The organism is Acinetobacter lactucae (genome assembly GCF_013344765.1).
GTDB lineage: Bacteria > Pseudomonadota > Gammaproteobacteria > Pseudomonadales > Moraxellaceae > Acinetobacter > Acinetobacter lactucae_A.
This window is the reverse complement of record NZ_JABVBF010000101.1, coordinates 1-12,897: the sequence shown is the minus strand read 5'-3', so window position 1 is coordinate 12,897 and position 12,897 is coordinate 1. Positions and strand designations below refer to the sequence as shown.

The 12,897-nt window shown below is 37.7% G+C and carries 11 protein-coding genes; 7 read left to right on the top strand and 4 right to left on the bottom strand.

What is annotated here, in order from left to right; translation table 11 throughout:
- Positions 1–337 precede the first annotated feature (337 nt).
- From HUN22_RS11185 to HUN22_RS11170, 4 genes are all read left to right on the top strand, one after another.
- Positions 338–1,621, top strand: coding sequence for a DcaP family trimeric outer membrane transporter (locus HUN22_RS11185; RefSeq protein ID WP_174729201.1), 1,284 nt, complete (start codon positions 338–340; stop codon positions 1,619–1,621).
- Between the two features lie 178 nt (positions 1,622–1,799).
- A complete protein-coding gene (locus tag HUN22_RS11180) occupies positions 1,800–3,449 on the top strand; it encodes a phosphoethanolamine transferase (RefSeq protein WP_174729198.1) in 1,650 nt (549 codons plus the stop codon).
- A gap of 14 nt (positions 3,450–3,463) precedes the next feature.
- A complete protein-coding gene (locus HUN22_RS11175; RefSeq protein ID WP_174729195.1) occupies positions 3,464–4,138 on the top strand; it encodes a response regulator transcription factor in 675 nt (224 codons plus the stop codon).
- A 24-nt stretch (positions 4,139–4,162) separates the two neighbouring features.
- The gene (locus HUN22_RS11170) at positions 4,163–5,497 is read left to right on the top strand and encodes a sensor histidine kinase (RefSeq protein WP_174729192.1); all 1,335 of its coding nucleotides are present in this window, start codon (positions 4,163–4,165) and stop codon (positions 5,495–5,497) included.
- Position 5,498: 1 nt separating this feature from the next.
- Here HUN22_RS11170 and HUN22_RS11165 read toward each other — a convergent pair whose 3' ends face one another.
- From HUN22_RS11165 to HUN22_RS11155, 3 genes are all read right to left on the bottom strand, one after another.
- The gene (locus tag HUN22_RS11165; RefSeq protein WP_174729189.1) at positions 5,499–6,206 is read right to left on the bottom strand and encodes a phosphatase PAP2 family protein; all 708 of its coding nucleotides are present in this window, start codon (positions 6,204–6,206) and stop codon (positions 5,499–5,501) included.
- 139 nt (positions 6,207–6,345) lie between these two features.
- The gene (locus HUN22_RS11160; RefSeq protein ID WP_174729186.1) at positions 6,346–7,533 is read right to left on the bottom strand and encodes an ammonium transporter; all 1,188 of its coding nucleotides are present in this window, start codon (positions 7,531–7,533) and stop codon (positions 6,346–6,348) included.
- Positions 7,534–7,836: 303 nt separating this feature from the next.
- Positions 7,837–8,721 (bottom strand): LysR family transcriptional regulator, encoded by an 885-nt coding sequence (locus HUN22_RS11155; protein ID WP_174729183.1) that lies wholly within the window; start codon positions 8,719–8,721, stop codon positions 7,837–7,839.
- A gap of 120 nt (positions 8,722–8,841) precedes the next feature.
- Here HUN22_RS11155 and HUN22_RS11150 point away from each other — a divergent pair, with 120 nt between their 5' ends.
- Both HUN22_RS11150 and HUN22_RS11145 read left to right on the top strand, forming a co-directional pair.
- Positions 8,842–9,747 carry an AEC family transporter gene (locus HUN22_RS11150; RefSeq protein WP_174729180.1) on the top strand — a complete coding sequence of 302 codons (906 nt, stop codon included), beginning with the start codon at positions 8,842–8,844 and terminating at the stop codon, positions 9,745–9,747.
- Positions 9,748–9,843: 96 nt separating this feature from the next.
- Positions 9,844–10,860 carry a molecular chaperone DnaJ gene (locus HUN22_RS11145; RefSeq protein ID WP_174729177.1) on the top strand — a complete coding sequence of 339 codons (1,017 nt, stop codon included), beginning with the start codon at positions 9,844–9,846 and terminating at the stop codon, positions 10,858–10,860.
- A gap of 46 nt (positions 10,861–10,906) precedes the next feature.
- On the opposite strand, the gene HUN22_RS11140 is transcribed toward HUN22_RS11145, so the two are convergent.
- The gene (locus tag HUN22_RS11140; protein WP_217488146.1) at positions 10,907–11,845 is read right to left on the bottom strand and encodes a LysR family transcriptional regulator; all 939 of its coding nucleotides are present in this window, start codon (positions 11,843–11,845) and stop codon (positions 10,907–10,909) included.
- Positions 11,846–11,941: 96 nt separating this feature from the next.
- Between HUN22_RS11140 and HUN22_RS11135 the strand changes: the two genes are divergently transcribed.
- Positions 11,942–12,897: MFS transporter (locus tag HUN22_RS11135; RefSeq protein WP_174729174.1), on the top strand; the 956-nt coding region annotated here is incomplete at its 3' end.

The window sequence follows — 12,897 nt, the reverse complement described above, 5'->3', positions numbered from 1 at the left end:
ATCAAACTGGGCAGAAAAATGTTCAATTAGATTGGATATTAGCCTAAAGTCTAAAAAAGAATAATGAAATAACGATTTAATCATTCTATAAGATAAGAGAGTTGTGTAGGATTCGTTACAACATGAAGTTAAGGTAAAAATCTGTAAGTCAAAGTATGTTTTTTATATCTTTGGTTATTGGTTTTGGTCTTGCATAACGTTGAAATTGGTTTTGGTTGCGGTAATAAAATTAATGTAACCAAAGTGGAGGAGAGTTGATTTTTTAGCCCCTTAATTTAATGGCGTAAATCAACTTGGCATGGATAGGCAACATAAAATATATTTTTTGGAGTTTTTGATGGATCTATTCCTTAATCGTAAATCTTTCGTTGTTAAAAGTTTAGCTCTTACAGTTACAGCTTTAATGATGAGTGGGGCACATGCTGCAACTTCCGAAAAAGCGGAAATTCAACAGCTTCGTAAAGAAGTTGAAGCTTTAAAAGCTTTAATTCAAGAACAACGCCAAGTACAGCAACAACAACAGCAAGTACAGCAACAACAGCAAGTTCAACTCGCTGAAGTTAAGGCACAACCAGTTGCTGCGCCAGTTTCACCTTTAGCATCATTAAAGTCTAAAGCGGGTGCTGATGTGAACCTATATGGTTTTGTTCGTGGCGACGCTAACTATATTATTGAAGGTGCGGATGACGACTTCAACGCTGTAAGCAAGTCAGATGGTAAAACACATGATAAATTACGTGCGACTGCTAAAACGACACGTCTAGGTTTAGATTTTACTGCTCCAGTAAGTGATGCCAAAGTTGGTGGTAAAATCGAAGTTGACTTTGGGGGTACAAGTGATGCATTCCGTATTCGTCATGCTTACTTGACTTATAATGACTGGTTATTTGGTCAAACAACGTCTAACTTCTTGTCTAACCATGCACCAGAAATGATCGACTTCTCGACAAACATTGGTGGTGGTACTAAACGTGTACCTCAAGTACGTTATAACTACAAACTAGGTCCTACAACTCAATTGTTTGTTTCTGCAGAAAAAGCAGATAGTTCAACATCTGCTACTGGTGACCTCAAATATCGCCTACCCGCATTAACTGCGAAAGTAACCCAAGGTTATGCAGGAGGTAAAGGTTCTGCATCAGCTCGTGTTTTAGTGGAAAATTATAAATCACAGCTTGCTGATGATGAGAAAACTGGTTGGGGTGTAGCTGTTGGTACAGACTTTAAGGTAGCGGATCCTTTAAAACTATTTGCTGATGCATCATATGTCGTAGGTGATAATACCTATTTATATGGTAGTAACTCTGCTTACGCTGTAGATGGTAATTCTATTGAGCAAAATGAATTTGTAGCAGTACAAGTGGGTGGAACTTATAAGATTTTACCTAACTTACGTTCTACTCTAGCATATGGTGCACAATTCGCTGATGATGGTACTGATTATGCAAGATTAAATGCATCTGCTAATGAAAAAGTTCAACAAGCATGGCTCAACGTCATTTACACACCAGTTAAACCAATTGATTTAGGTGTTGAATACGTTAATGGTAAGCGTGATACCTTTGATGGCAAGTCTTACAAAGATAACCGTGTTGGTTTGATGGCTAAATACAGTTTCTAAGAACAATATTTAGTTAAAAATTAAAAAAGACGAGGTTAATTTAATCTCGTCTTTTTGTTTTTTAAAATTTAAAAATAAGTACGCAAAAGGCCTCTAGATTAGATCATTTTTTATTTAAGTCATTTTTAAGTTTCAATTTCTACATTAGAGCATCATAAAAAGATTGTAGTCACTCAAGATGCTGAATTTTTTTTCCACTTTAAAACATAAACAGATTTCACTGTTTATGTTTAACTTTATTATCGCCGTTTGGTTAGGTGCAATTCTAAATATTGGTTTCTATAATAAAGTACATCTTTTAACTCCATATTCTGGAGTAAAGGCTATTCTTTTTTTAGCTGCTACAGTGATTATTGTGGTGGCTGCTTATTATGCGATTTTACAGATTTTAAATTGGAAATGGACCGCTAAAATTGTTGCAATTTTACTGATAGTAATTGGTGGTTTTAGCTCTTATTTTGTTAATACCTTAGGGGTAATCATCTCGCCTGATCAGATTCAAAATATGATACAAACCGATGTATCGGAGATCTCTGATTTAATTTCATTACGTTTGGGGCTTTGGACAGTTTTCTTTGTAGTTTTACCTATTATTTTAATTACCCGAGTAAAGCTTAAAAAGGAAAAAATATCTCATTTGTTATTGAAAAAAGTTGGGTCAATAGCCGCCTCATTTGCAATTGTCGGTATTTTGCTTTTTACATATTATGTCGATTTTGCAGCTATTTTTCGTGAACATCGTGACTTAAAAGGTATGATTTCTCCTCAAAATAGTATTTCATCTTTAATGTCTTATTATCACAAAATGGCACCTAAGAAGAACTTGCCGCTCATACGTTATGGGGAAGATGCTCATCAAGTTCAGCAAGTACAAAGCAACTTGCCTAAATTAATGGTTTTAGTTGTAGGCGAGACTGGGCGTGCGGAAAGTTTTTCACTCAATGGTTATGCCAAAAATACGAATCCGGAACTTTCTAAACAGGATATTTTGAATTTTTCTCAAGTCAGCTCATGCGGTACAGCGACTGCGGTTTCGGTTCCATGTATGTTCTCTGGTATGCCTCGCGTTAACTATGATGAGCAACTTGCGAGTCATCGTGAAGGTCTATTGGACATTGCCAAGCGTGCAGGTTATCAAGTGACTTGGATTGATAATAATTCTGGTTGTAAAGGTACTTGTGATCGTGTTGAGCAGTACCAAATTCCAGAAAAATTAAAGCAAAAATGGTGTAAAGATGGCGAGTGCTATGATGATATTTTAATTGATAGCTTAAGTGAGTATTTGGCGACTATTCCTAAAGATGACAGCCGCCCACGACTCATTGTTTTACATCAGGTTGGAAGTCACGGACCAGCCTATTACAAGCGTGCACCAGCCCAATATCAACCGTTTAAACCGACTTGTGATACTAATGCAATACAGGGCTGTTCTCAAACGGAGTTATTAAATAGTTATGATGACACGATTGTGTATACAGATCATGTGTTAAGTCAGACGATTAATAAACTAAAAGAATTATCGAAATATCAAACAGGTTTATGGTATTTATCTGATCATGGTGAATCAACTGGTGAACATGGTTTATATTTGCATGGTTCACCCTATGCAATCGCCCCGAGCCAACAAACACATATACCCATGATTATGTGGTTTTCAGATCGCTGGAAACAACAAAATCTTGCACAAGTGAGTTGTTTAGGCCAACAAACTAAAGAAAAGTTAAGTCAGGATAATTTATTCCCAAGCTTATTAAGTTTGTTAGATGTAAGAACTCAGGCCATCAACCCTCAACTGGATATGCTGCACTCTTGTGCCCATGTGAATTAAAGCGAGCCTAAAACATGACAAAAATCTTGATGATTGAAGATGATTTTATGATTGCTGAGTCAACAATAACGTTGCTGCAATATCACCAATTTGAGGTGGAGTGGGTCAATAATGGCTTAGATGGTCTGGCTCAATTGGCCAAAAATAAGTTTGATATCATTTTGTTAGACTTAGGTTTGCCTATGATGGATGGCATGCAGGTCTTAAAGCAAATTCGTCAAAGGGCAGCAACTCCAGTTTTAATCATTTCAGCGCGAGATCAGTTACAAAACCGTGTTGATGGCTTAAACAATGGTGCAGATGATTACTTAATCAAGCCATACGAGTTTGATGAGCTACTCGCTCGTATTCATGCGCTATTGCGTCGTAGTGGGGTAGAAGCCCAACTTGCAAATCATGAGCAGCTATTACAAAGTGGTGATTTGGTTTTAAATGTTGAACAACACATTGCGATTTTCAAAGGTCAGCGTATTGATTTGTCTAATCGGGAATGGGCGATTCTTATTCCTTTGATGAGCCACCCAAATAAAATATTTTCTAAAGCAAATCTTGAAGATAAGTTATATGATTTCGATAGTGATGTGACCAGTAATACGATTGAAGTATATGTACATCACTTGAGAGCTAAACTCGGGAAAGACTTTATCCGAACTATTCGAGGGTTGGGTTACCGTTTAGGGCAGTCGTAACTTAAATTTTGGAACTTCATTACAGTGCATTATTCATTAAAAAAACGACTGATTTGGGGCACCTCAATTTTCAGTGTCATCTTAGGTTGTATATTAATTTTTACTGCTTATAAAGTTGCACTGCAAGAAGTTGATGAAATTTTAGATACGCAAATGCGTTATTTAGCTGAACGAACAGCTGAATATCCATTAAAAACAGTAACAAGTAAGTTTGATTTTCATAAAACTTATCATGAAGAAGATCTATTTGTAGATATTTGGGCTTACAAAGATCAAGCCCATTTATCACACCATCTCCATTTATTGGTTCCACCTGTTACACAAGCTGGCTTTTACTCACATAAGACCAGTAATGGCTTAATCCGTACCTATGTTTTGCCGTTAAAGGATTATCAAATTCAGATTAGCCAGCAAGAAAAGGTTCGTGAGGCTTTTGCTTGGGAACTTGCAGGTAGCATGTTCATTCCATATTTGATTATCTTACCATTTGCGATTTTTGCTTTAGCTGCAATTATTCGTCGGGGACTAAAGCCGATCGATGACTTTAAAAATGAACTGACTCAGCGTGATTCAGAAGAGCTGACGCCTATTGAAGTTGTAGATTATCCTCAAGAATTGTTACCCACAATTGATGAAATGAACCGTCTTTTTGAGCGTATTTCTAAGGCACAAAATGAGCAGAAGCAGTTTATTGCGGATGCGGCCCATGAACTTCGAACACCTGTGACTGCTCTGAATTTACAAACCAAGATTTTAATTAGTCAATTTCCTGAGCAGGAATCCTTACAAAACTTAAGTAAAGGCTTAGCGCGTATTCAGCACTTGGTGACACAGCTTTTAGCTTTAGCTAAGCAAGATGTCTCTTTAAGTGTGATTGAACCGATGAGGGCTTTTCAACTCAATGATGTCGCTTTGAATTGTGTTGAGCAGCTTGTTAATTTGGCTATGCAAAAAGAAATTGATTTGGGATTTGTTCGTAACGAACCGATTGAAATGCATAGTGTCGAGCCAACAGTTCATTCAATTATTTTTAACTTAATTGATAACGCTATCAAATATACGCCTCATGAAGGGATGATCAATATTTCTGTTTTCACTGCGACAGATGGCGATGCGTGTATACAAATTGAAGATAGCGGGGCGGGGATTGACCCAGAGCATTATGATAAAGTACTAAAACGTTTTTATCGTGTACATCACCACCTTGAAGTGGGGAGTGGTTTAGGTCTATCCATTGTTGACCGAGCAACTCAACGTTTAGGTGGGACTCTGACACTAGACAAAAGCTTAGAGCTTGGCGGACTTTCTGTTTTGGTTAAACTTCCTAAAGTTCTTCATATTCATGAAACAAGAACTTGAGTTAGGCAAGTTCTTGTTTGATTCGTTTCTCAAATTCAAAACGGTGAATACAAAATGCATAGAATAAGATATTTACCGCCCAAATGACCCAACCAGTCCATAAATTATGACTCAAGAAATGTGCTCCGCGCATCATTTGTGCCCATCCCATCATAAAGCCTAATAAAATGCCTGAAATGAGATAAAAATAGGCGCGTTTCGGTTGTTCAAGACGATAAACAAAATAACCTGTCATCAAAATAAAACCTGCGCTTGCATGACCACCCGGAAAGCAATGACCATGTGTAGCCGTAAAATCCCACACATAGCTTAAAGTTGTAGGATGAACCATATTCCAAGGACACGCATGAGCCGATTGTGATTTTAAGAGACCAACTATACCGCTACCAATCATACTCACGAAAAACATATAGCCATATTGCCAACGATAAAGCTTTAATTTCTTAACTTTAAATGATGCAAGCCACAGGCCAAAAAAGATAATGTAAACGGTAGTGATGATCTGTTTTACAATTTCATGATTAAGTCTTTCCAGATACCAATTGTCTCGATTGAAAAAATGACCTGTTGAATCAATCCAAGGGTGGATGAAATACATGTCAATTTTTCCACCCACAGGAAAAACGATTAAAAGCAGAAAAAAACTGAAAAACAGAAGAATGATATTAAGCTGAAAAAATTGTTTTTGTTGATTCATGCCATGCAACATCAATTAGATTGTGAGTAAAGGCATTACATAAAATTAGGCTTAAATTGATCTTAAACCATACAGAAGAAAGGGGACCAATTTTCCTTAAAAAATAAAAAAGCGACGAGAGGTATCGTCGCCTTGAGCACTTTAGAAAGTATTAAAACATACCCTCTTCAGAGTTTGCCGAAATCTTATGAATAGATAAATCTGCACCACGGAACTCGTCTTCTTGAGATAAACGAATGCCGATAGTTGCTTTAAGCAAGCCGTAAACAATAAAGCCACCTGCGAGAGCAATGGCTATCGCGAGCGCTGTCCCGATGAGTTGGGAGATGAATGATACACCGCCTAAACCACCAAGCCATTGTTGACCAAATAAACCTACAGCAATACCACCAAATGCACCACATACGCCGTGCAAAGGCCATACACCGAGTACATCATCAACTTTGAGTTTGTTTTGAGTATAGGTGAATAGATATACAAACATAGCCCCAGCTGCACCGCCAATCACAAGTGCACTGATTGGATGAACAATGTCGGAGCCTGCACAGATTGCGACTAAACCTGCAAGTGGACCATTATGTAAGAAACCAGGGTCATTTTTTCCAATCGCATTGGCTGTAATGGTGCCACCGACCATTGCCATAAGTGAGTTAATAGCAACTAAGCCAGAAATAGCATCAACACGCTGCGCACTCATCACGTTAAAGCCAAACCAGCCGACAATTAAAATCCATGAACCCAGTGCCAAAAACGGAATAGAAGACGGTGGATGAGCACTTACACGACCATCTTTTTTATAACGACCAGAACGTGCCCCTAATAAAATGACAGCAGCAAGCGCAATCCAACCGCCCATGGCATGAACTACGACTGAACCGGCAAAATCATGAAAAGCTGCGCCAAAAGTGGCTTCTAACCATTTTTGTAGACCGTAGTTACCATTCCAGACCATACCTTCAAAAAACGGATATACCAGCGCAACTAAAGCGAGTGTTGCAATTGCTTGTGAACGCATTTTTGCACGTTCAGCAATACCACCCGAAATAATGGCAGGAATTGCCGCAGCAAAAGTGAGTAAAAAGAAGCAACGCATAAGGTTATAGCCATGATCACTTGATAAAACCGTACCATCATGGAAGAAATGCTGACCATAGGAAATGTAATAGCCAACAAAAAAATATGCGATTGCAGAGAGGGCAAAGTCAGTCAGAATTTTACTCAGTGCGTTCACCTGATTTTTGTGGCGAACCGTACCAAGTTCCAAGAATGCAAAACCTGCGTGCATGGCAAGAACCAAAACTGCACCAAGTAATAAGAAAAATAGATCTACATTTTGCATAGCATGCTCGAAAAAAGTGCTAAATTCCATTTTGGAACAAATCTGGGTCTGTAAATTGCACCAAAATAGATTTAAGGAATCTAAAAACCTAAGTTTGTCGAAACAAACTCAATTGCATAAAAGTGAATATGCAATAAGCGCACCAATTTGGATTAAATAAGGAGTTTTTGGCGATAAATGGTGCGTTGATCTGGTTAAGGAGGGCAGTTTTGGCGCTTTTTACGTTACAAGTCATCTAATATGTTTATAAATTGACCTGAAAGAGTTCGTTATTAAAGTTTAAAAAGAATCACTCATGTTTAATTAATGATCTGACCAAACTTCCTGAGCGACTTCAATAAAAGCTTTCGCAGCAGGACTCATGTGCTTTTTATTTTTGACTGCAAGACCAATTGAACGTTTAAGGTTCGGTTTAAAAGGGCGTTTAACTACATTTGGATAGAGTGACAGTAATTCTTTGGTAATCACCATATCAGAGACAATAGAAACCCCTAACTGGTTGTGAACCATGCTGACGATACTTAGAATTTGTGAAACATAAAATTTGATGTCTGGCTTTACATTAAAGTTTTTTAAAATTAATTCGACCTGATGTCGACTACCCGCCATTGTCATAATAAAAGGGCAGTTTTCTAGTTGTGCTAGATCAATATATAGCTGCTCTGCGAGTGGGTAACCACTCGGAATTAGGGCTACAAAACGATCTTCAATTAAAGGGAATGTATCGAATCGCTCATCGGGCATAATTAAAAAACCGACCTCAATGCGCCGTTCTAATAACCACTGAGCAACTTCTTTATCTTCACCTTCATCAATATAAATTTCGATTTTTGGGTAACGCTGCCGAAAGGCTTCTAAAATTTCAGGCAATAGATAAATAGAGGACGAAGCCCCAAAAGATCCAATACGTAATGTGCCTTCATTTAAACCGTGGATGGCAGCCACTTCTTTTTCTAACGTGTTGGAAATACTCAATAGCTCTTTTACATGAGTGAGTAACTGCTGACCTGTTGTAGTCAGCTCAATATCACTTTGAGTTCTTGAAATGAGGTTAATACCCCATTGTTGTTCTAATGACTTAAGCGCATGAGAAACTGCCGACTGTGAAATTCCCAGCTTTTCTGCTGTAGCAGTAAAGCTTTTTAGTTCAGCAATAAGTGCGAAAATTTCAAGCTGGGTAAATGTCATGTTGTACTTATTATGAGTAAAAACTCATTTTATCATGAGTTTTCATTATCTTTAATATATGAGTAAGCCAAAGGAATTGCCAAAAAATAGCAAGCCCTTCAACCAAACTCGAGTAAAGAAATGAATAGTATTGTTTTATCTCTTTTTCCTTTAGTTGCATTAATTGCATCGGGATACCTGTTTAAAAAATATCGTTTTTTTAGCGATGAGTTTTGGGCTGGGGCAGAGAAGCTCAATTACTATATTTTATTTCCCGCTTTGCTTTTTAGTACGCTATCGACCGCAAAAATTGACTTACAAAGCTTGAGTACAGCCATTATTGCAATGTTGATTGTGGTCTTAGCTGTGACCGCCTTTTTATATATACTTCGAATGTTTTGGCACATACCGCCTGCACGTTTTGGTGTGCATGTACAAAGTATGGTTCGCTTTAATACCTATATTGGTTTGGCTTTAGTGACTTCACTTTTTAAAAGTGAAGGAATGGCAATTCTGGCAATTTTATTGGCGCTTTGCATTCCACTCGTAAACGTTATTTCGGTGCTTGCTTTAACGTCTAAAGAACACATGGCAATCAAACCTGTTTTGATTGCACTCCTTAAAAACCCTTTAATTGCATCGTGTGTGGTTGGAGCAGCAGTCAATACACTTCAAATCCCGATTTGGGAAGGTTTTACTCAGTTTATTAAGCTTTTTTCAGTGTCGAGTTTGCCACTAGGATTGTTATGTGTTGGCGCAGCTTTGCAGTTTATGCAAATTAAAAAAGACATTGTGGTATTAGCAGCAGACACGTTTGCTCGACTTTTAGCAGTACCTGCTTTGGCTTACACGGTCTGCATGTGGTTTGGTTTACCAAGCTTGCAAACTCAAATTTTAGTCATTTTCTTTGCGCTACCGACTGCTTCTGCTTCATACATTTTAACCAAAGTTTTGGGTGGCGATAGTCAGCTCATGGCAGCCGTGATTAGCTTTCAAACTCTAGGTGCTGCCGTGACTTTACCACTGGTGATTTGGTGGATTTCTTAAGATATAAATCTTTGGCCTGACTCGTATTTAAAGAATGCTTGGCTACCTTCCTCATCTGATTATTGCTACACTTTTTTCTTTTTCGGGTGGATGAGTATGTCCTTTGATCTCAAAGTGAGCTTGCAGCAAAGGTCTGAACCGTCTGCACAGCAGAAAAAACTAAATCGCCTGATTGATAAAATAGAGCAGCAAAAAGTTAGCCTGAGCACATGGCAAAATGCACAAGCCGAGATTCAACAGCACATACGGCAAAAACTAATGCCTGTGTATGGCGATTTGCATGAAGTGCTATTTCAACAGCTAGAGCAACTCTGGAATATGCTGCATAGTCATGAGTTTTCTAAAGCGGATATGCAACAACTCGATGAAAAAAATACCCAGCTTGCGCAAATGTTGAAGCGCTCTAAAATGCTGTCTGCTCAACAGTTGGAGCTGGTAAAGCAGATCGATACTTTTTATGAGCAATATGCACAAGAGTCGGTAAAAAAGACTAAAAAAATTCAGTCAATAAAATCTGAATATGAAGAAAGTGCTGAGCAAGGTGTAGAGTTAGAAGAAGACTTTGAAAAGTATGCAGCCGAGCAACAACAAGCGAGAGAACAAGCAAAGCAGCAAAGACAGCAACAGAAACGTGAACAAGCTGAGCAAATGGCAGCGCAGTCACTCAAAACAGTTTATTTAAAAATTGCTTCGATGATTCACCCAGACCGTGAACAGGATGAAACGAAGAAAGATGAAAAAACTGAGTTGTTCCAACAGGCAAGTCAGGCCTATGAAAAGCAGGATTTGTTTTATTTACTCAAACTCCAGTTACAGCTTGAACAGAATAAAGGGCTAGGCGCTAAAGAACTATCTGCCGAGCAATTGCGGTTTTATAAACTGGCTTTAGATGCACAAAGTCAGCAGCTTGAAAGCCAAATTGAAGAGATTTTAGATTCTTTTCAGTTAGCCAAGAATGTGAAAGCGGAGCATGTGCATATCAGTGATGTTTATAAAGCTGTAGATGCTGATTGTGCTGAGCTAAAGCAGCAGGTGAAGTGGGAAAAAGAGCGTTTAAAGCATATGAAAAAAGTGAGTGGAGTAGAGATGTTATTGGGGCATGGGGTGCTTTGATTTATCAGATAATCTTATCGAGATAGCTAGCTGATGACAGTAATGACTAGCTTTCAGGATTTTCCCAACTTGGTGGTTGTTTTTGCCAGTAACACCGAATAAACTCGATTAAAGCTTTTACTTTTGGGGAAATATGTCTTTTTGATGGATATACAGCATAGATCGAGTGTTGTATTGGTGCAATATCCTCCAAGACTGGTACAAGTGTTCCTTGATAAATGTCATTGGTAACAAGATAAGCACCCACTTGGATAATACCAAAGTTATTTAGTGCCGCATCGCGTAGTGATTCAACATCATATAAGCGAATTCTACCTTGTGCTACATAGTCAATATTGTTTCCTTCAATATGAAAACGCCAAGGTGTTTGATGGCCTTGATGTAAATAAATAAGATTTTGATGTTGCTGTAGATCTTCTATTTTGTATGGTTTACCTTTTTCTTTCAGATAGCTAGGGCTAGCACAAGTGATTAACCAATGGCTGGCTAATTTTTGTTGCACTAGATTGCTGCTCACATGTTGCCCAAAGCGTATCGCAACGTCTATGCCATCATGTATTAAATCTTGAAACTCATCAGAAAAAATTACTTCAATCTCGATTTCAGCATATATATTTAAAAAATCTAATATGATTGGCATCATATAAATTCGACCAAAAGCAACAGGTACTGTAAGACGTAAACGTCCCTTCAGCTTTTGAGTGCGTGTCATAATCAAGGTTTCAGTTTCTTCAACTTCTTGTAATATGCGTTGTGCGTACTCATAGAATAGATGCCCCTCGTCACTTAAACTCAAGGTACGTGTAGTACGATAAATTAAACGGGTGTGGAACCTATATTCGAGGCGTTGAATACATTTACCTATTGCTGAGCGTGACAAATTAAGAGAATCAGCTGCAGCGGTAAAGCTCCCAGTTTCTACGACACGTACAAAAATTAAAAGGTCAGATAAATTAGTCATCTCTGATATAGCGAGATTAACCACTTTTATTCCCCATTGCTGGCACTCAAATGGAGTTTATCAAGTACAGGGGGGTAAGTATATTTTAGTACAACATTATATTTGATGTACCCGCTCAATATGAAAACCCCCATTCTTAATGAACAAAAATCTCAAGCTGGTTTGCATGCTTGGTTAGCAGTTATCGCTGTTGCTTTGGCGATTTTTATTGTAGTTAGTGTAGAAATGCTACCTATTGGATTATTAACACCTATTGCAAAAAGTATGCAACAACAATTAGGAAGCATGAGTCTTATTGTTTCTACTCCATCTTTAGTTGCTGCAATTACTGCACCATGTGTCATTTTAGTATTTAACCGCATTACTCGTCGTAAATTAATTCTTTTATTTATGTTGTTATTGTTTATTTCAACATTAGTTTTTGCAATGGCTAATGCATTTCATTGGTTGTTGCTGGCCCGAGTATTATTTGGAATTTCTATGGGGGGAATATGGTCCCTAGCAGGAAGTATTGCAGTTCGTTTAGTTCCAACTGCACAAGTTGGACTCGCCACTTCACTTATTTTTAGTGGTGTTGCAGCAGCTTCGGTATTGGGTGTGCCAATAGGAGTTTATCTAGGGGATTTATTTGGATGGAGGATGGCATTTATTAGTATATCGATGTTAGTTGCAATAGTATTTTTAATGCTGTTTTGGTCATTACCACCTCTTACGGTTCAACAAACGAGTACATGGAGAGATACTTTAGTTGTATTAAAAAAAACAAATATTGTCGTTGGGCTAGGGATGACCTTATTTATAGTTACAGGGCATTTTTCAGCATATACTTTTATACGTCCGCTACTACAAGAAATGGCCCATTTCTCTGATTCTTCTATTGGAGCTTTATTACTAATTTATGGTGTTTTTGGAATTCTCGGTAATTTTATTTTAGGATTTAGTATTCAAAAATTTCTTTGGCAAACATTGTTTATCATTGCTTTATTATTGGGTAGTACATTATTTTTATTTATGTTTTTCGGTAATTCTAAGTTTCTTAGCATAGTTTTACTTTTAATTTGGGGACTTTCTTATGG

What these genes read in the sequence shown, in the direction of transcription:
- HUN22_RS11185 (WP_174729201.1), top strand. Translation starts at nt 338, where the DNA reads ATGGATCTATTCCTTAATCGTAAATCTTTCGTTGTTAAAAGTTTAGCT.
- HUN22_RS11155 (WP_174729183.1), bottom strand. Translation starts at nt 8,721, where the DNA reads ATGACATTTACCCAGCTTGAAATTTTCGCACTTATTGCTGAACTAAAA.
- HUN22_RS11165 (WP_174729189.1), bottom strand. Translation starts at nt 6,206, where the DNA reads ATGTTGCATGGCATGAATCAACAAAAACAATTTTTTCAGCTTAATATC.
- HUN22_RS11175 (WP_174729195.1), top strand. Translation starts at nt 3,464, where the DNA reads ATGACAAAAATCTTGATGATTGAAGATGATTTTATGATTGCTGAGTCA.
- HUN22_RS11160 (WP_174729186.1), bottom strand. Translation starts at nt 7,533, where the DNA reads ATGCAAAATGTAGATCTATTTTTCTTATTACTTGGTGCAGTTTTGGTT.
- HUN22_RS11180 (WP_174729198.1), top strand. Translation starts at nt 1,800, where the DNA reads ATGCTGAATTTTTTTTCCACTTTAAAACATAAACAGATTTCACTGTTT.
- HUN22_RS11145 (WP_174729177.1), top strand. Translation starts at nt 9,844, where the DNA reads ATGTCCTTTGATCTCAAAGTGAGCTTGCAGCAAAGGTCTGAACCGTCT.
- HUN22_RS11150 (WP_174729180.1), top strand. Translation starts at nt 8,842, where the DNA reads ATGAATAGTATTGTTTTATCTCTTTTTCCTTTAGTTGCATTAATTGCA.